Origin of the sequence: Methylobacterium sp. BE186, assembly GCF_031457035.1 — a bacterium.
Classification (GTDB): Bacteria; Pseudomonadota; Alphaproteobacteria; order Rhizobiales; family Beijerinckiaceae; genus Methylobacterium; species Methylobacterium segetis.
The window spans coordinates 212,707-230,195 of record NZ_JAVDVV010000001.1; the positions used below are offsets into that span (position 1 = coordinate 212,707).

15 protein-coding genes are annotated in these 17,489 nt (G+C 71.9%); 5 read left to right on the top strand and 10 right to left on the bottom strand.

Annotation, left to right across the window (positions count from 1 at the left end; genetic code table 11):
• Window positions 1-55: 55 nt before the first annotated feature.
• Complete coding sequence (locus J2X36_RS00985) at window positions 56-505, top strand: MarR family transcriptional regulator (RefSeq protein WP_310345012.1); 450 nt, start codon at window positions 56-58, stop codon at window positions 503-505.
• Between the two features lie 79 nt (window positions 506-584).
• Here J2X36_RS00985 and J2X36_RS00990 read toward each other — a convergent pair whose 3' ends face one another.
• Window positions 585-1,319 (bottom strand): YggS family pyridoxal phosphate-dependent enzyme, encoded by a 735-nt coding sequence (locus J2X36_RS00990; RefSeq protein ID WP_405029710.1) that lies wholly within the window; start codon window positions 1,317-1,319, stop codon window positions 585-587.
• A 279-nt stretch (window positions 1,320-1,598) separates the two neighbouring features.
• Here J2X36_RS00990 and leuS point away from each other — a divergent pair, with 279 nt between their 5' ends.
• The 4 genes from leuS to J2X36_RS01010 all read left to right on the top strand — a co-directional run bounded on the left by leuS (window position 1,599) and on the right by J2X36_RS01010 (window position 6,867).
• Complete coding sequence (gene leuS / locus J2X36_RS00995; protein WP_310345015.1) at window positions 1,599-4,205, top strand: leucine--tRNA ligase; 2,607 nt, start codon at window positions 1,599-1,601, stop codon at window positions 4,203-4,205.
• A 123-nt stretch (window positions 4,206-4,328) separates the two neighbouring features.
• A complete protein-coding gene (gene lptE, locus J2X36_RS01000; protein ID WP_405029703.1) occupies window positions 4,329-4,889 on the top strand; it encodes an LPS assembly lipoprotein LptE in 561 nt (186 codons plus the stop codon).
• Entirely contained in the window at window positions 4,886-5,914 is a 1,029-nt protein-coding gene (gene holA, locus J2X36_RS01005) for a DNA polymerase III subunit delta (protein ID WP_310345018.1), read from the top strand. The genes lptE and holA overlap by 4 nt, the downstream gene beginning before the upstream one ends.
• 95 nt (window positions 5,915-6,009) lie before the next feature.
• Window positions 6,010-6,867 carry an intradiol ring-cleavage dioxygenase gene (locus tag J2X36_RS01010; RefSeq protein WP_310345022.1) on the top strand — a complete coding sequence of 286 codons (858 nt, stop codon included), beginning with the start codon at window positions 6,010-6,012 and terminating at the stop codon, window positions 6,865-6,867.
• A 3-nt stretch (window positions 6,868-6,870) separates the two neighbouring features.
• Here J2X36_RS01010 and J2X36_RS01015 read toward each other — a convergent pair whose 3' ends face one another.
• The 9 genes from J2X36_RS01015 to J2X36_RS01055 form a co-directional block, all read right to left on the bottom strand.
• Complete coding sequence (locus J2X36_RS01015) at window positions 6,871-7,764, bottom strand: ParB/RepB/Spo0J family partition protein (RefSeq protein WP_310345024.1); 894 nt, start codon at window positions 7,762-7,764, stop codon at window positions 6,871-6,873.
• A 55-nt stretch (window positions 7,765-7,819) separates the two neighbouring features.
• Entirely contained in the window at window positions 7,820-8,662 is an 843-nt protein-coding gene (locus J2X36_RS01020; protein ID WP_132254629.1) for a ParA family protein, read from the bottom strand.
• Window positions 8,659-9,288 (bottom strand): 16S rRNA (guanine(527)-N(7))-methyltransferase RsmG, encoded by a 630-nt coding sequence (gene rsmG, locus J2X36_RS01025; protein WP_405029711.1) that lies wholly within the window; start codon window positions 9,286-9,288, stop codon window positions 8,659-8,661. The genes J2X36_RS01020 and rsmG overlap by 4 nt, the downstream gene beginning before the upstream one ends.
• A complete protein-coding gene (gene mnmG, locus J2X36_RS01030; RefSeq protein ID WP_310345032.1) occupies window positions 9,288-11,168 on the bottom strand; it encodes a tRNA uridine-5-carboxymethylaminomethyl(34) synthesis enzyme MnmG in 1,881 nt (626 codons plus the stop codon). The genes rsmG and mnmG overlap by 1 nt, the downstream gene beginning before the upstream one ends.
• 253 nt (window positions 11,169-11,421) lie before the next feature.
• On the bottom strand, window positions 11,422-12,723 hold the full coding sequence (gene mnmE, locus J2X36_RS01035) for a tRNA uridine-5-carboxymethylaminomethyl(34) synthesis GTPase MnmE (protein ID WP_310345036.1): 1,302 nt from the start codon (window positions 12,721-12,723) through the stop codon (window positions 11,422-11,424).
• Window positions 12,724-12,775: 52 nt separating this feature from the next.
• A complete protein-coding gene (rho, locus tag J2X36_RS01040; RefSeq protein ID WP_405029704.1) occupies window positions 12,776-14,119 on the bottom strand; it encodes a transcription termination factor Rho in 1,344 nt (447 codons plus the stop codon).
• A gap of 269 nt (window positions 14,120-14,388) precedes the next feature.
• Window positions 14,389-15,033, bottom strand: coding sequence for a Smr/MutS family protein (locus J2X36_RS01045; RefSeq protein ID WP_310345038.1), 645 nt, complete (start codon window positions 15,031-15,033; stop codon window positions 14,389-14,391).
• Between the two features lie 15 nt (window positions 15,034-15,048).
• On the bottom strand, window positions 15,049-16,191 hold the full coding sequence (locus J2X36_RS01050) for a murein transglycosylase A (RefSeq protein WP_310345561.1): 1,143 nt from the start codon (window positions 16,189-16,191) through the stop codon (window positions 15,049-15,051).
• A 76-nt stretch (window positions 16,192-16,267) separates the two neighbouring features.
• Window positions 16,268-16,993, bottom strand: coding sequence for a Tim44/TimA family putative adaptor protein (locus J2X36_RS01055; RefSeq protein ID WP_132254625.1), 726 nt, complete (start codon window positions 16,991-16,993; stop codon window positions 16,268-16,270).
• Between the last annotated feature and the right edge of the window lie 496 nt (window positions 16,994-17,489).

A 17,489-nucleotide genomic window follows, 5' to 3' on the forward strand; every position in this document is an offset into this window, starting at 1 on the left:
CTGCCAATTGGTCACGAGCAGTGACCGACTGATAATGCAATGAAGGGTTGCATAGATGGACGACCGGCCGACGCTCACGCCCTGCCACTGCCTCGCGGTCCGGCAGGCGGCGCGGCAAGTCACGCAACTCTATGACCGGCACCTCGCGCCGACCGGTCTGCGCGCGACCCAGTTCGCCCTCCTCTCAACCCTCGCGCGCCTCGGCTCCCTGGCCGTGCACGAACTCGCCGCGCATCTCGTGATGGATCGCACGGCGACGGGCCGCGCCCTGCGCCCGCTGGAGCGGGACGGGCTGGTGCGCATCGCACCCGGGCGGGATGCCCGGACGCGTGCCCTCAGCCTGACGCAGGCGGGCCTCGCGCGGCTCGAGGCGGCGCGGCCCCTGTGGGAGCAGGCGCAATCCGCCTTCGAGTCGGATTACGGGGCGGCCGAGGCCGACCGGCTTCGCCGCGCGCTCGGGCGCGTGGTCGGTCGCGACGCGACGGAGGAGGGTGCGGCGGCCTGAGAGCGGGATCGCCGCGCAGGGTTTCGAGAACCGGGCGGCCGCGCGGGTCGGCCCTCCCTGTCTGCGAACGGGCGGTGATCTACGGCTTTGGCCGTCCCCCGAAGATGGCGGTGCCGACGCGCACATGGGTCGCGCCCATCTGGATCGCGGCCGGGTAGTCGGCGCTCATCCCCATCGAGAGGATCGGCAGGTTGTGGCGCGCGGCGATCCGGGCGAGCAGCGCGAAATGCGCAGAGGGCGGATCCTCGGCCGGCGGGATGCACATCAGCCCGTTGATGGCGAGCCCGTGCGTGTCGCGGCACTCGGCGAGCAGCACGTCGACCTCGGACGGTGAGACGCCGCCCTTCTGCGGTTCGTCGCCGGTATTGACTTGGATGAGGAGCTTCGGGGCGCGGCCCGCGCGCGCGATCTCCTTGGCGAGCGCCGCCGCGAGCGAGAGCCGGTCGAGGGAGTGGATCACGTCGAACAGGGCCACCGCCTCGCGGGCCTTGTTCGATTGGAGCGGCCCGATCAGGTGCAGTTCGGCATCCGGATAGGCTTCGCGGAGCCCGGGCCACTTGGCCCGCGCTTCCTGCACGTAGTTCTCCCCGAAGAGCCGCTGGCCCGCTTCGAGGGCCGGCCGGATGCCCTCCGCCCCGATCGTCTTCGAGACCGCGATCAGGTGGATTCCCGCGGGATCGCGCTCCGAATCCTCGGCTGCCCGGCGGATGCCCGCCCGCACCGCGTCGAGCCCGGCCACGATCTCGGCGCGCCGCGCAGGGGAGGCGGCATCGGGCAGGACGTCGCTTTCCGGGTCGCTCATGGGGTCGCTCATGGGGTCGCTCATGGGGTCGCTCATGGGGTCGCTCATGGGGTCGCTCATGGGGTCGCTCATGGGGTCGCTCATGGGCTCACGCGTCTCGACGAATTCGGGATCGAGGCCGGGAGGTATCACCGGGGCCGCCGAGGGCAAGGGGGCGGGCAGGGGAGGGATGACGGATTGGTTGACCGCGCACCGTCCTCCTGTGGTAGTCCGGCCCCCTGCAACGCCCGCCAAGGGGCTGGCGCCGCATCCGTTTCCGCCCTCTCCCGCATCGAGACCTGGCGCCCCCGCATGACGAACGCCGCGACCCCGTCCACCGCTCCGGAGCGCTACAACGCCAAGGAGTCCGAGCCGCGCTGGCGGAAGGCCTGGGACGAGGCTCGCCTCTTCGAGACGAAGAACGACGATCCGCGCCCGAAATACTACGTGCTGGAGATGTTCCCCTACCCGTCGGGGCGCATCCATATGGGCCACGTGCGCAATTACGCGATGGGCGACGTGGTGGCCCGCTACAAGCGCGCGAAGGGCTTCAACGTGCTCCACCCGATGGGCTGGGACGCGTTCGGCCTGCCGGCCGAGAACGCCGCGATGGAGAGGGGCGTCAACCCGCGGGACTGGACCTATGCCAACATCGCGGCGATGCGGGCGCAATTGCAGTCGATGGGCCTGTCCCTCGACTGGAGCCGGGAGATCGCCACCTGCGACCCCGACTATTACAAGCATCAGCAGCGGATGTTCCTGGACTTCCTGAAGGCCGGTCTCGTCACGCGCCGCACCGCCAAGGTGAACTGGGACCCGGTCGATCACACGGTGCTCGCCAACGAGCAGGTGATCGACGGGCGCGGCTGGCGCTCAGGTGCGTTGGTGGAGAGCCGCGAACTCACGCAGTGGTTCTTCAAGATCACGGATTTCGCGGACGACCTCCTCTCGGCCCTCGATCGTCTCGAGCGCTGGCCCGAGAAGGTCCGGCTGATGCAGAAGAACTGGATCGGCCGCTCGGAGGGTCTGGAGGTGCGCTTCCGCCTCGCCGAGCCGCCGGCAGGCGCCGATGAGACGGTCACGGTCTACACGACGCGTCCCGACACCCTGTTCGGCGCGAAGTTCCTGGCGATCGCCGGCGACCACCCCCTCGCGGCGACGCTCGCTGCCGGGAACCCGGAGTTGCAGAGCTTCATCGAGGAGTGCCGCCGCACCGGCACGGCGCAGGCCGCGATCGATACGGCGGAGAAGCTCGGCTTCGACACCGGCCTGAAGGTCCGCCACCCTCTCGACCCGGACTGGCTCCTGCCGATCTACGTCGCGAATTTCGTGCTGATGGAATACGGCACCGGCGCGGTGTTCGGCTGCCCGGCCCACGACCAGCGCGATCTCGACTTCGCGAACAAGTACGGCCTCGGCAACACGCCCGTCGTCTGCCCCGAGGGGCAGGATCCGGGAAGCTTCGTGATCACCGACGTCGCCTATGACGGGGAGGGGCGCCTCATCAATTCGCGCTTCCTCGACGGGATGACGACCGAAGCGGCCTTCGCGGCCGTCGCCGATCGTCTGGAAGGCGAGGAACTCGGCGGCGCGCCGGTGGCGCGCCGGAAGGTGCAGTTCCGCCTCCGCGACTGGGGCGTCTCGCGCCAGCGCTACTGGGGCTGCCCGATCCCGATCATCCACTGCGAGTCCTGCGGACCCGTGCCGGTGCCGGTCGAGGACCTGCCGGTGAAGCTGCCCGACGAAGTCTCGTTCGACGTTCCCGGCAATCCGCTGGAGCGGGATGCCGCGTGGCGCACCGTGCCGTGCCCGCAATGCGGAGCTCCCGCCCGGCGCGAGACCGACACCATGGACACGTTCGTCGACTCGTCCTGGTACTACGCGCGCTTCACGGCGCCCTGGCTCACGGACGCGCCGACCGATCGCGAGGCGGTCGATCACTGGCTCGCCGTCGACCAGTATATCGGCGGCATCGAGCATGCGATCCTGCACCTGCTCTACGCCCGCTTCTTCATGCGCGCGATGAAGGCGACGGAGTGGTCCGGCGTGTCGGAGCCCTTCGCCGGCCTCTTCACCCAGGGCATGGTCGTCCATGAGACCTACAAGGACGAGGCCGGTGCCTGGGTGCAGCCGGCCGACATCCGCCTCGTCAGCGAGGGCGGGGAGCGCCGCGCGTTTCACGTGAAAACCGACGCACCCGTCTCGATCGGCCCGATCGAGAAGATGTCGAAGTCGAAGAAGAACGTGGTCGATCCCGACGACATCATCGCGAGCTACGGGGCCGACACGGCCCGCTGGTTCATGCTCTCCGACTCGCCGCCCGAGCGGGACGTGATCTGGACCGAGGAGGGCGTGCAGGGTGCGGCCCGCTTCGTCCAGCGGGTCTGGCGCCTCGTCAACGGGGCGGCCGTCGCGCAAGGGCAGGACGGTGCCGCGGATGCCCTCCTCCGCAAGGCCGCCCACAAGGCCCTCGCCGCGGTCGAGGAGGATGTGGAGCGGCTGCGCTTCAACCGCTGCGTGGCGCATGTCTACACGCTTGCCAACGCCCTGGAGGAGGGCCTGCGCGCCTCCGCCTCCGCCGCGGCGGCCGCGGAGGCGGCGGCTATCCTCGTGCAGCTCATCGCCCCGATGATGCCGCACCTCGCCGAGAGTTGCTGGAGCCTGCTCGGGCGTTCGGGCCTCGTGGCGGAGGCCGGTTGGCCCGCGTTCGACCGCGCTCTCCTCGTCGAGGACGAGATTACCCTGCCCGTCCAGATCAACGGCAAGAAGCGGGCGGACGTGACCGTGCCGCGGGATGCCGACACGGCCGCCGTCGAGGCGGCCACGCTCGCTCTGGAACCGGTGCAGCGCGCCCTCGAGGGACGCGCGCCCCGCAAGGTCATCGTGGTCCCGGGCCGGATCGTGAATCTCGTGGTCTGAGGGCGGTTCGCCCCGCTGTCGCCCTGAAGGAGTCGTAAAGCTTGCGCCTTCATAAATGGGTGACGCGTTGGCCCGCCTCGGCGTAAGAGGCGGGACCGGATTCAAGCGGGGCAGCGGCGGGCGATGATGCGTGGGGCTCGGGCCGAGATGAAGCGTGGGATCGCCGCCAGAGCGGCGCGGCTCGCCCTCGCGGGCGCGCTTGCCGTGAACCTTTCGGCCTGCTTCCGCCCCCTCTACGGGCCGACCGCCTCGGGCGAGCCGATGGGCGCCCTGCTCGCCTCGATCCAGGTCGACGACATCGCGATGGCGCAGGGCCAGGAGCGCATCGGGCATTATCTCCGCAGCGAGTTGATCTTCGATCTCGACGGATCGGGCCAGCCCGCCGCGAAGCGCTACCGCCTCAAGATGCAGGGCAGCGAGACGGTGCAGACGCCGATCGTCTCCTCGCAGACGGGGCGCGCCGAGTCCGGCACCATCATCGCCAACGTCAAATACGCCCTCGAATCCCTCGACGGCACCCGCATCATCACCGAGGGCGTCGCGACCTCGACCGCCACCTACGACCGCTCGGTCCAGCGCTTCGCCTCCCTGCGGGCCGCACGCGACGCCGAGATCCGCCTCGCCAAGGTGCTCGCCGACCAGATCAAGACCCGCATCGCCTCGGTGATGGCGGCCAAGCCTTGACGGCGGTCAAGGCGGTCGATGTCGAGGGCCTGATCCGGCGCGGGCCCGATCCGAAGATCCCGGTCATCCTCGTCTACGGTCCCGATACCGGCCTCGTCGGCGAGCGCGCGAAGCGCCTGGCCGAGGCCGCGGTCGCCGATCCCGACGACCCGTTCGCCCTCGTGAAGATCGACGGCGACGTTCTCGCCTCCGATCCCGGCCGCCTGATCGACGAGGCCGGCACGGTCGGCCTCTTCGGGGACCGGCGCACGATCTGGGTGAAGGCCGGCAGCCGCAACTACGCCCCTGCCGTCGAGGCCGTCCTCAAGAGCGAGATCACCGGAACCCGGATCGTCGTCGAAGGGGGAGATCTCGGAAAATCCGCGCCGCTTCGCACGCTCTGCGAGCGCTCGGCCCGGGCGCTCGCCCTGCCCTGCTACCCGGACGACGAGCGGGCGCTCGCCGAGCTCGTCCGCCAGACCCTTCAGGACAGGGGCCTCAAGATCGCCTCGGACGCGCGCGACCTCCTCGTGGCGAGCCTCGGCGGGGATCGGCGCGCCAGCCTGTCCGAGATCGAGAAGCTGGCGCTCTACGCATCCGGCCAGGAGGCGGTCACCAGCGACGACGTCGAGGCTATCGTGAGCGACGTCGCGGGCAGCGTGCTCAACACCCTGATCGATGCTGCCTTCACCGGGCGCGGCGGCGAGGTCGAGCGGGACTTCCGCCGCTTCCGCCACGAGGGGCTCGACGGCTCGGTGATCCTCGGCGCGGCCCTGCGCCACGCGCTCACGCTCCTTGCCACGCGCCTCGCCGGAGAGGGCAAGAGCCCGAGCCTGATGGCGGCGGGCTGGCGCGGCCTGCATTTCCGCAGGCGGGCGGATGTCGAGGCGCAGCTCGCGCGCTGGTCGCCGGCCGCCCTCCGCCAGGCCGTGCAGATCCTGCAGGAGGCCGTGCTCGCCTCCCGCCGGGCGGGTCCGGATCTCGCCCATGCCCACGCCTCGGCCGCGCTCCTGCGCATCGCGGGCGGATCGCGCCGCCGGGGGTAGGGCGGAGCGCCGGGCGGGAGCTACGCCGCTCCTGGTGACGCGTGCTATCGGTTCCGGGCAAGCGGCGCGGATCGACCCGCTCTCCGGAGGATGCCATGCCTCACTTCACCTCCCGCCGCAGCCTGTTCGCTGCGCTCGGCGCGGGCGCCGCCGGCCTCCTGCCGCGGGGTGCGCGAGCCGCGACGCCCGCCGAGGGCGAGGCCGAGATCTGCGTCCTGACCCCCCAATCGATCGAGGGGCCGTTCTATCGCGACCCCCGACTCGTGCGTACCGACATCACCGAGGGGCGGCCCGGCGTACCCCTGCGGATGCGCCTGCGCATCGTGGAGGCGGGCTCCTGCCGGCCCGTGCCGGGCGCCCGTGTCGACATCTGGCATTGCGACGCGCAGGGGCTCTATTCAGGCTATCCGGGGCAGGGGGATTCGCGCAGCCTCGACACGTCCGGGCGAACGTTTCTGCGCGGCAGCCAGAGTACGGATGCGGCCGGGTGGGTCGGCTTCGAGACGATCTATCCCGGCTGGTATGCGGGCCGGGCCACGCACATCCACGTCAAGGTCTTCCTCGACGCCCGCACGATGCTGACGGGGCAGATCTACTTTCCCGACGCGCTCAACGAGTTCCTCTACACGCAGGTGCCCGCCTATCAGGGCCGCCGGGCCGAGCGCTTCATCGTCAACGCCAATGACGGGATCGCCAACGAGGAGGATCCGCAGCGCCGCGCCTTCTGCGCCGTGAAGGAGGAGGCGGAGCGCTACGTGGCGAGCCTCACCCTCGGCGTCGACCGCAGCCGGGACGCGCGGGGCGGGGAGCGGCGCGAGAGCCGGGGCGGGCGCCTTGAGCGCCCGGAGCCAGGGCCGGGCGGCGGCCCACCGCCCGCCATGCGGCGCCCTGCCCGCCTGACCATGAAGGATCGTCTCTCCGCCCTGGTGCCGGGCCTGAGGCGCGAGCCGTAGAATTCAGCCGACTGCCCCGTCGAGCCGGCGCCGCAGCGCCTCGAGCTCGTCCGGGCTGCCGTAGCGGATGCGAATCTCGCCGACCCCGTCCGCCTTCGCCTTGACCACGACGCCGAGGCCGAGGGCACGGGTCAGGCTCTGCTCCAGGGAGCGAAGGGCGGCGTCCTTCTCGGGGCCGCGGCGGGGCCGGCCTGGACGGGGCTCGTCGCTCTCCGGCACCTCGGCGGAGGCGAGCGCCTCGACCTCGCGCACGGAGAGACCCTCCGCCACGATGCGCCGTGCCACGCCCTCGGGATCGCGCACGCCGAGGAGCGCGCGGGCGTGGCCCGCCGTGATCTCGCCCGCCGTCACCCGGTCCTGGATGGTCGGTGCCAGTTGCAGCAGGCGCAGGGTGTTGGCGAGGTGGCTGCGGCTCTTGCCGAGGATGTCGGCGAGTTCCCGCTGGCTGTAGGCAAACTCGCTCATCAGCCGCTCGTAGCCCGCGGCCTCCTCGATGGCGTTGAGGTCGGTGCGCTGGACGTTCTCGAGGATCGCGTATTCGAGCGAGGTCTTGTCGTCGATCTCGACGACGACGACCGGCACGTCGGTGAGGCCGGCGCGCTGGGCCGCGCGCCAGCGCCGCTCGCCCGCCACGATCTCGTAGGTGCCGGGCACGTTCGCCAGCGCCCGCACCACGATCGGCTGAATGACGCCGCGGGTCCGGATCGAGGCCGAGAGCTCCTCAAGATCCGATTCCTGGAAGCGGCGGCGAGGATTGCGCGGGTTCGGCCGCAGGAACTCCACCGCGACCTTGCGCTGGCTCTCCGGGCGGGCGCCGTCCGCGCCGTCCTGCCCGAAATCCCCGATCAGGGCCGCGAGGCCGCGCCCCAGGCGGGGGCGTGCCGAGTCGTCCGCCATCGCTGCCACTCGCTGAACTCCGTTACGCTGTTCGATACGCTGAAGGCGGGCCGCCTCATGCCGCCACGGGCATGCGGCCTTCCCGCTGGATGACCTCGGAGGCGAGGCGCAGATAGGCCTGCGAGCCCGCGCATTTCAGGTCGTAGAGCAGGACCGGCTTCCCGTGCGACGGCGCCTCGGACACGCGCACGTTGCGGGGGATCATGGTCTCGTAGACCTTCTCGCCCATGAAGCCGCGCACATCCGCGACTACCTGCGCCGAGAGATTGTTGCGCGGGTCGAACATGGTCAGCACGATGCCCTGGATGGTCAGGCGCGGGTTAAGGGCGCCGCGGACCTGCTCGACCGTGCGCAGGAGCTGGCTGAGGCCCTCGAGCGCGAAGAACTCGCATTGCAGCGGCACCAGGACCGCGTCGGCGGCCGCGAGCGCGTTGATGGTCAGGAGGTTCAGGGAGGGCGGGCAATCGATCAGGACGTAGGTGACGGCCTCCGTGCTGGTGCCCGGCGCGTTGATGTCCTTGAGGACGTTGCGCAGGCGGTGCGAGCGGTCGGCGGAGCTCGCCATCTCCAGTTCGAGCCCGAGCAGGTCCATGGTCGAGGGCGCCACCGAGAGGCGCGGCACCGCGGTCGGGATCACGGCCTGGGACAGGGCCGCGTCGCCGGCGAGCACGTGGTAGGTCGAGACGCGCCGCTGGCGCCGGTCGATGCCCAGCCCGGTCGAGGCGTTGCCCTGCGGGTCGAGGTCGAACACCAGCACGGTCTCGCCGATGGCGGCCAGCGCGGTGCCGAGATTGATCGCCGTCGTCGTCTTGCCGACGCCGCCCTTCTGGTTGGCGAGGGCCAGGATCCGCAGCGGACGCTTGGTCTCGGCGGCGGGAGAAGGAGTGTCGCTCGTCATGGCTCCACGCGGTCGAGGGCGGTGACGCGGACGATCCGCGCCGCCGAGTCGGTCTGGCTCGGCAGCAGATCGTAAACGAATCTCCACCGCCGCGCAGCTTCGGTCAATTCCGCCCCGACCTCCCGGCCCTTCGGAAACAGGCCGGTGGTGCCTGATTTCAACACCGGCTCCGTCCAGGCGAGGAGCTGGTCGAGGGAGGCGAGCGCCCGCGCACAGACGATCTCAACCCCCTGATGATCGCCGATCACCACCTCGATCCGGGCGTTGCGGACCCGGGCCGGGGCGCCGGTCACGCGGATCGCCTCGGTCAGGAAGGCGCATTTGCGCGCGTTGCTCTCCACGAGATCGACCCGAAATCCCGGCCGCCCGGCGCCTGCTATGGCCAGGATCAGGCCGGGAATGCCGGCGCCCGAACCGAGATCGAGCCACGTCCTCGCCTCCGGCGCCAGGGCGAGAAGTTGCAGGGCGTCGGCGACGTGCCGTGTCCAGACCTCGGCGAGGGTCGCGGGTCCGACGAGGTTCTTCACACCCTGCCAGCGCCGGAGCTGCGCCACGTAGAGATCGAGCCGCTCGGCTGTTTCACGTGAAACACCGGCCGCCGCGAGGACGCGATCCCGGTCCGACATCATCGCGTGGCCGCGTCGCGGCCGCCTCGGCGCGCATGAGCCGCGAGCAGGGTGAGGGCGGCCGGGGTGACGCCCTCGATGCGCGCCGCCTGACCGAGCGTGCCGGGCCGCACGGCCTCGAGCTTCGCGCGCATCTCGTTCGAGAGCCCGGCGATGCCCGCGTAATCGAGGCGAGGGGGCAGGGCCACGGCCTCGTCGCGCCGGAAGGCGGCGATGTCGGCCTGCTGGCGGTCGAGATAGACGGCGTAGGTTGCATCCGTCCGGAGCCGGTCCGCGACCTGCGGCCGGACCTGCCCGAGTTCCGGCCAGACCGCGGCGAGCCGCGCCCAGTCGATCTCGGAATAGGACAGGAGCTGGAAAGCCGTACGGCGAATGCCGTCGCGATTGAGGCTGATGCCGTGGCGACGGGCCTCGTCCGGCGTCAGGCTCAAACCGTCGAGCCGCGCGCGCACGATCTGCAATTCGCCCTGCGTCGCCTCGAAATGGGCGGCCCTCCGGGAGCCGACGCAGCCATAGGCCAGACCGCGCGGGGTGAGCCGCTCGTCGGCATTGTCGACGCGCAGCGACAGCCGGTATTCCGAGCGCGAGGTGAACATGCGGTAGGGCTCGCTCACCCCATGGGTGACGAGATCGTCGATCATCACGCCGAGATAGGATTCGGCCCGGTCGAAGAGCGCGGGCGCGCTCCCGCCGGCCGAGCGGGCCGCGTTGAGGCCAGCGACGAGCCCCTGCGCCGCCGCCTCCTCGTAGCCGGTGGTGCCGTTGATCTGCCCGGCGAGGAACAGCCCGGGCAGGCGTTTCGTCTGCAAGCTCGCCTCGAGCTCGCGCGGGTCGACGTAATCGTACTCGATGGCGTAGCCCGGCCGCACGATCGCGGCGCGCTCCAGCCCGGGGATCAGGGCGATGAGATCGCGCTGCACGCTGTCCGGCAGGGCGGTCGAGATGCCGTTCGGGTAGACGGTGGGATCGTCGAGCCCTTCCGGCTCCAGGAAGATCTGGTGGCCCTCGCGGTCGCCGAAGCGCACCACCTTGTCCTCGATCGAGGGGCAATAGCGCGGCCCGCGGCTCGCGATGCCCCCCGAATACATCGGCGAGCGATGAAGGTTCGCGCGGATCAGGTCATGGGCGGCGAGTGTCGTCCGGGTGATGCCGCAGCGGATCTGCGGCGTGGTGATGCGCTCCGTCAGCGTCGAGAAGGGAACCGGCTCCGCATCGGCCTCCTGCATCTCCAGGCTCGCCCAATCGATGGTACGGCCGTCGAGGCGCGGCGGCGTCCCCGTCTTGAGGCGGCCCAAGCCGAAGCCGAGACGGTCGAGGGTGGCGGCAAGCCCGAGGGCCGGCGCCTCGCCGACACGGCCTGCCGGCACCTGGACCTCGCCGATATGGATGAGCCCGCGCAGGAACGTGCCGGTGGTGATCACGACGGCACCGCAGGGGAGGGTGCGCCCGTCGGCGAGCGTCACGCCGGCCACGCGGCCCTGCGCCACGACGAGATCCTCGCAGGCGCCCGCCACCACGTCGAGACCGCCTGTCTCCGCCACCGCCGCCTGCATCGCGGCCGCGTAGAGCTTGCGGTCGGCCTGCGTGCGGGGGCCGCGCACGGCGGGACCCTTGCGCCGGTTGAGCAACCGGAACTGGATACCGCTCGCATCCGCCACGCGCCCCATCAGCCCGTCGAGGGCGTCGACCTCCCGGACGAGATGACCCTTGCCGAGGCCCCCGATCGCCGGGTTGCAGGACATGGCGCCGATCGTTGTCGGATCGTGGGTGACGAGGGCGGTGCGGGCGCCGAACCGTGCGGAGGCCGCGGCCGCCTCGACGCCGGCATGGCCGCCGCCGACGACGATGACGTCGTAGGATGGGGAAGAGAATGCGCGCATGGGCGGTGATTACGCGCCGCGCGGGATTTCCGTCAACGCGACGGGCCGGATCGATCGGAGCGCCCCCACCTCTCCCGTTCGGGAAAGGTCGAGCCCGCGGGACGCGGACCGGGTGAGGGGGCCTAGGTTTTCGGAGAGGTCGCACCCCTCACGCGAACCCTCACCCGAACGGGAAAGGGCGCGCGCCGTGGCGCGCACGATGGCGATGTATCTCGCTAAGTCATTGTTTTGATTGTTTTTTCGGCGGACTTCGTCACTTTCCGATGCAGAAGCCGGAGAACAGCCGGTCGAGCATCTCCTCGACGCCGACATGGCCGCCGACCTCGCCGAGGGCGCGCACCGCGAGGCGCAGATCCTCCGCCACGAGTTCCGGCAGGGGGGCACCGGCCACCACCCGGTCGAGGCTCTCGACGCAGCGCGCGAGCGCCGCACGGTGCCGCTCGCGGGTGATGAGGGCGTCGCCGCCGCCGAGCGCACCGCGCGCTGCCGCCTCGATCGCGTCGAGCAGGCGGTCGAGGCCCTGCCCCGTCAGCGCCGAGACGGACAGGCCGGGACCGCCCGGCTCCGCCAGATCCGCCTTGGTGGTCACGGCGAGCCCCGACGGCCCGGGATCCGCCGACGGGGGCGCGTCCGCGGCCGAGAGGTGCAGCACGAGGTCGGCGCTCGCCATGCGCGCTCGCGTGCGCCGGATGCCCTCGGCCTCGACGCAATCCTCCGTCTCGCGCAGGCCCGCCGTATCGACGAGGATCACGGGCAGGCCGCCGAGATCGCAGCGGACCTCGATCGCATCGCGAGTGGTACCCGGCACGTCGGAGACGATCGCCGCCTCGCGGCGGCTGAGCGCGTTGAGGAGGGTGGATTTCCCCGCATTCGGCGGCCCGGCGAGAACCACGTGGAAGCCCTCGCGCAGCCGCTCGCCGCGGCGATCGTCGCGCAGGGCGGCGGAGATCTCGTCGCGCAGGTCGGCCGCCTTGCCGATCAGGGCAGCGTCGAGGCCCGCCTCGTCGACATCGCCCTCGTCGGAGAAGTCGAGCGCCGCCTCGGCGCCCGCGAGGCACGCGATCGCCCGGGTCCGCCACGCGGCGACCTGACGGCCGAGCGCCCCGTCGAGCTGGCGGAGCGCCTGGCGCCGCTGCGCCTCGGTCTCCGCGTCGATCAGGTCGCCGATGCCCTCGGCCTCGGTGAGGCCGAGGCGCCCGTTGAAGACGGCGCGGCGGGTGAAGGCACCGGGCTCGGCGGCCCGGCAGCCGGGGAAGGCGGAGAGGGCCCGGATCACACCCGCGCGCACGGCGAGACCGCCGTGGAGATGGAGTTCCGCCATGTCCTCGCCGGTATAGGTCGCCGGGCCGGGCAGCCACGCGACGAGGGCGCGGTCGAGGACCTCGCCCGTCTGCGGGTCGCGCAGGGTCCTGAGGCTGAGGCGGCGCGGCGGCGGGCAGGCACCCGCGAGCGCGGCGAGAAGCGGCTCGCAGACCGGGCCGGTCAGCCGGATGACGGCGATCGCCGCGCGGCCGAAGCCGCTCGCGGGGGCGAAGAGGGTGGAGGGGCTCGCCATGCGGGCGCGCGTCCGGCGAGGGGGGCCGCGCGCGGGCGCGGCCCCTCGCGGCTCAGGTGTTCATGGAGTCGAAGAAGTCGCCGTTGCTCTTCGTCTGGCGCAGCTTGTCGAGCAGGAACTCGATCGCGTCGGTGACGCCCATCGGGTTGAGGATGCGGCGCAGCACGTAGGTCTTCTTGAGCGCGTCCGGCGGCACCAGGAGCTCCTCCTTGCGGGTGCCGGAGCGGGTGATGTCGATGGCCGGGAAGATCCGCTTGTCGGAGACCTTCCGGTCCAGGATGATCTCGGAATTGCCCGTGCCCTTGAACTCCTCGAAGATCACCTCGTCCATGCGCGAGCCGGTGTCGATCAGCGCGGTCGCGATGATGGTGAGCGAGCCGCCCTCCTCGATGTTGCGGGCCGCGCCGAAGAAGCGCTTCGGGCGCTGCAGGGCGTTGGCGTCGACGCCGCCCGTCAGCACCTTGCCGGAGGAGGGCACCACCGTGTTGTAGGCGCGCCCGAGGCGCGTGATCGAGTCGAGCAGGATGACGACGTCGCGCCCGTGCTCCACGAGACGCTTGGCCTTCTCGATCACCATCTCGGCCACCTGCACGTGGCGGGTCGCCGGCTCGTCGAAGGTCGAGGCGATGACCTCGCCCTTCACGGAGCGCTGCATGTCCGTCACCTCCTCGGGGCGCTCGTCGATGAGCAGCACGATGAGGTAGCACTCGGGGTGGTTGAGGGTGATCGACTGCGCGATGTTCTGCATCAGCACGGTCTTGCCCGTGCGGGGCGGCGCCACGATGAGCGCGCGCTGGCCTTTGCCGATCGGCGCGACGATGTCGATGATGCGCGGCGAGAAGTCCTTCCGGGTCGGGTTGTCCAGTTCGAGCTTGAACCGCTTCGTGGGGAAGAGCGGCGTCAGGTTGTCGAAATGGACCTTGTGCTTGATCTTCTCCGGGTTCTCGAAGTTGATCGTGTTCACCTTCAGGAGGGCGAAGTAGCGCTCGCCGTCCTTGGGCCCCCGGATCGGGCCTTCGACGGTGTCGCCGGTGCGCAGGCCGAAGCGGCGGATCTGGGTCGGCGAGATGTAGATGTCGTCCGGACCCGGCAGGTAGTTCGAGTCGTTCGAGCGCAGGAAGCCGAAGCCGTCCTGCAGCACCTCGACGGTGCCGGAGCCGATGATCTCGACCTCCTTGGCAGCGAGCTGCTTCAGGATGGCGAACATCAACTCCTGCTTGCGCATGGTCGAGGCGTTCTCGACCTCGACCTCCTCGGCGAAGGCGATCAGGTCGGTCGGCGTTTTCGACTTCAGATCCTGCAGCTTGATCTCGCGCATGCCGTCGAGTTCGGCAGCAATGATGCTGCCCTCGGTCGGCAGGTCCGCGGTGGCGAGGACATCGGGGGTTTGCGTCATGTGGACTGTAAAACCGGCAAAGGGGGACGGTGACGGGACGGGAATGGTGCTTCGCGCCGGGCGCCGCGGGGGCGCCAACAAGTCAGGTCACGCAGGTTCTGGTGGCCCCGGGCATCGACTTGGCTGAGCCCTCACGGCTCATGGATGCGGTACGGCGCTTATAGGAGGGCACCTGTCCATACCGCGTTTCCGGTCCCGGCTCAAGTCCCGTACGGCGCCGCTGTCCCGGACCAGACGGTGGGGCCGGCCCCCGGGGCGCGGAGGGCCGCTCAACGGCGGCGCAACCGGACGTAGAGGGCCCCGGCCCCGCCATGGTGGCGCGAGGCCTCCTCGAAGCCGAGGACGATGCCGCGCAGCTCCGAGCCGCGCAGCCAGTGGGGCACGCTCCGGCGCAGCACGCCGCGCTCGGAGAAGGCGTCGTCGAACGTGGGACCGCCCTTGCCCGTCACGACGAGGACGTGGGCGTGCCCGGCCGCCCGGCAGCGCATCAGGAAGCCGACGAGGGCGGCGTGCGCCTCGGCCTGGTAGAGCCCGTGCAGGTCGATCCGTGCCTCGACGGGCAGCGTGCCGCGCTTGAGGCCGAGGCGGGCGCGCCGCTCCAGGCCGCTCGGCGGGGGAGCCGGCGGCGGCACGGGCGCCTGATAGGGCGGCATCGTGGGCGCGGCGATCCGGGCCTGAGCCTTGGTTACGGGTTTGGCTCCGGGCTTGGCTGCGGCCTTCGAGGCGGGCTTCAGCGTCGCCTTCAGCGTCGGGTTGGCCGCGGCTTTGGCCGCGCGCGGCGCGGCGGGCGCGGCCTCCGGCTCGGGAGGCTTCGGCCGCGCCCGGCCGCGCAAGGGGGTCACGAGCCGGGCGATCTCGTTCCAGAGGCGGCTCTCCGCCTCGGTGAGCGCGCGGGTTCGCCGGGGCGGTCTCATGCGGGCGCCCGCATCTCAGCGCCCCCCGGCCGCGGGCTTCGGCAGCAGCACCACGAAGCCGACCGCGTCGCGCAGGTTCCCGGCCGCCACGCCCGCCGCGCCGCCGGTGCCGAGATAGAGGTCGCCCCGCGCCGGCCCGACGATGGCCGAGCCCGTATCGGCCGCGACGACGAGCCGGCCGGCCTCGGCCCCGCCGCTCGGCAGCCGGCCCTCCAGCCAGAAGGGCAGGCCGTAGCGCCAGAGGTTGGCGTCGACCGCGAGGCTGCGGCCGGGCGCGAGCGGCGCGCCGGCGGCCCCGGGCGGCCCGAGGGCGGGATCCTCCACCTCCGCGAGGCGGAAGAAGATGTAGGAGGCGTTCTTCCGCATCAGGCGGCGGCCCTCCGCCGGGTTGTCCCGCAGCCACGCCGTCCAGCGGGCGAGCGTCAGGCCCTCCAGCGGCAGGTGCCCCTCCGCCACGATCAGCTTGCCGACCGAGGTGTAGGGGCGGCCGTTGCGCCCGTCGTAGAGCACCCGCACCGAGCGCCCGTCGGGCAGGCGCACCCGGCCCGAGCCCTGCACCTGCAGCACGAACAGGTCGACCGCGTCGCGCAGGTAGAGGAGGGGCCTGCCCCGCTCGGCCAAGGCCCCGTCCTCGATCGCGGCCCGGTCCGGATAGGGCTCGAGGCGATCCCCGACGGCGCGGGCGGCGCGCAGCGCCGGGTCGAGGCCGGGCCGGGTCTCGCCGGGTTCGAAGGTGACGAGGTCGTCGGGCCGGGCGAGGACCGGGGCCGTGTGGTCCGCGTCCCGCGTGAGCGAGCCCGCGAGCTCCGGCTCGAAATAGCCGGTGAGGAAGCCGAGGCGCCGCTCCGGGTTCGCCCCGTCGGCCGGCCGCACCACCCGGTAGGCGTCGAAGCGGGCCGCGAAGAAGGCGCCGGCCCCCTCCGCGGACACGCCCTCGGCCGCCCGGCAGGCGGAGGCGAGATCCTCGAGGGCACCCGCCACCGTGGGCAGTTGCGGCGGCGGCGCCCCGGCGCAGGTCCGGCGGAAGGCGTCGAGGGCGGCCGCCGCATCGGTGCCGGGGAAGCCGGGCAGGCTCGCGGGCAGGACGGGCTCCAGCACGGCCTCGCCGACGCGCAACGGCCCGGCCGCGTGGGGGGCCGGGCCGGGCAGGGCGAGCATCAGGAGCGAGGCGGCGAGCGCGGCCGCTCGGGCCGCGCGATGTCCTACCGGTCGGGCGCGCACGGCATCAGCAGGGTCAGGTGCCGGCCTCGGTGGCGACGAGCTGCCAGTTCGGGTCGCGGCTGCCGAGGGTGCGGGCGAAGGTCCAGACATCGGGCACCTCGACCACGGTCTCGGCGCTGCCGTCGACGACGGCCCCTTCGGCGTTCCGGGTCGCCGTGATCAGGTTGGAGAGGAAGCGCACGGTGATCTGGGCGACGCGGTTGCGCACGTCGACGGCGACGATCTCGGCCTTGTCGATCGAGACGAAGGTGGTCTCGACCGTCTGGCGCTCGCGCTCGCGCTCGCCGATCGCCCGCTCGAACCCCTCGCCGACCTCCCGGGAGAGGAGGGTCCGCAGCGTCTTGCGGTCGCCCTTGGCGAAGGCGATCACGATCGTCTCGTAGGCGGACTTGGCGCCGTCGACGAAGGCGCGCGGGTCGAAGGCCGGCTCGATCTGCACCACCTGCTCCAGGCCGCGGGCGACGGCGGAGCCGGGCTCGGCGATGCCGCGCCAGTCCCGCGCCTCGGCGACGGCGGCCTGGCCGCGGTCGGCGGCCTGCGCCCGGTCGGCGCCGGGCAGGCGCACGACGTTGTCGCCCTCCTGGCGCCCGGCCGGCGGCTCGGTGCGGCTGCGGTCGAGCGGCTTGAAGGGCGAGCGCTCCGTGCCCGTCTTCTGGCCGAGGACCGAGCGCAGGCGCCAGATCACGAAGACGGCCAGAGCCAGGAAGATCAGGGTCGTAAGGTCGAAGGTATCCTGCATCACCGATCCGATGGTGGCCGCGCCGCCTGCCAGAGGCTCCGCCGGGTCCGCCGCGTTGTTCCCCATGCCTGCCATGAGGCACCCGGAGCAAGGCGGCGGTGAGGCGGCCTGTCGAGGGATTGCTTCATGTCGGGCTCCGAGAGCACCCCGCAGAGACCCCCCGTTTCACGGAAGCCCCCGGCCCGCAACGGCGGATCCGGGAGTTTCGCGAGAGGCTCTTAACGGACCCCCGCGCAAGGATCGAGCCGAACGTCGACGGCACGATCCGCGATGGAGGGCATATGGGGCGCCGTCGCGGAGGGTTCCAGGCAGCCGCGCCAGCGATCTGAGCCGCCTCGCGGGAAGGGGCGGCGCCCCGGCGGCGCGGCCGTACGGTTCCCGTCCCCCGCCCCCCGTCTGAGGCCGACCGGCTTGCTTGTTCCAGCGAGGCGGCCGTGTTAGCGCGCTGCCGCGCCGGGTTCGCGGATCGGGGCGTCCGGGCACGCGGCACCTCCCG

Excerpts from the sequence above, each read along its gene's own strand:
- rsmG (WP_405029711.1), bottom strand. The coding sequence starts at position 9,288 with ATGTCGGACCGGGATCGCGTCCTCGCGGCGGCCGGTGTTTCACGTGAA.
- J2X36_RS01010 (WP_310345022.1), top strand. The coding sequence starts at position 6,010 with ATGCCTCACTTCACCTCCCGCCGCAGCCTGTTCGCTGCGCTCGGCGCG.
- J2X36_RS01050 (WP_310345561.1), bottom strand. The coding sequence starts at position 16,191 with ATGCTCGCCCTGCCCGGCCCGGCCCCCCACGCGGCCGGGCCGTTGCGC.
- mnmG (WP_310345032.1), bottom strand. The coding sequence starts at position 11,168 with ATGCGCGCATTCTCTTCCCCATCCTACGACGTCATCGTCGTCGGCGGC.
- J2X36_RS01045 (WP_310345038.1), bottom strand. The coding sequence starts at position 15,033 with ATGAGACCGCCCCGGCGAACCCGCGCGCTCACCGAGGCGGAGAGCCGC.
- J2X36_RS01055 (WP_132254625.1), bottom strand. The coding sequence starts at position 16,993 with ATGCAGGATACCTTCGACCTTACGACCCTGATCTTCCTGGCTCTGGCC.
- J2X36_RS01015 (WP_310345024.1), bottom strand. The coding sequence starts at position 7,764 with ATGGCGGACGACTCGGCACGCCCCCGCCTGGGGCGCGGCCTCGCGGCC.
- rho (WP_405029704.1), bottom strand. The coding sequence starts at position 14,119 with ATGACGCAAACCCCCGATGTCCTCGCCACCGCGGACCTGCCGACCGAG.
- mnmE (WP_310345036.1), bottom strand. The coding sequence starts at position 12,723 with ATGGCGAGCCCCTCCACCCTCTTCGCCCCCGCGAGCGGCTTCGGCCGC.
- J2X36_RS00985 (WP_310345012.1), top strand. The coding sequence starts at position 56 with ATGGACGACCGGCCGACGCTCACGCCCTGCCACTGCCTCGCGGTCCGG.
- J2X36_RS01020 (WP_132254629.1), bottom strand. The coding sequence starts at position 8,662 with ATGACGAGCGACACTCCTTCTCCCGCCGCCGAGACCAAGCGTCCGCTG.
- leuS (WP_310345015.1), top strand. The coding sequence starts at position 1,599 with ATGACGAACGCCGCGACCCCGTCCACCGCTCCGGAGCGCTACAACGCC.
- lptE (WP_405029703.1), top strand. The coding sequence starts at position 4,329 with ATGATGCGTGGGGCTCGGGCCGAGATGAAGCGTGGGATCGCCGCCAGA.
- J2X36_RS00990 (WP_405029710.1), bottom strand. The coding sequence starts at position 1,319 with ATGAGCGACCCCATGAGCGACCCGGAAAGCGACGTCCTGCCCGATGCC.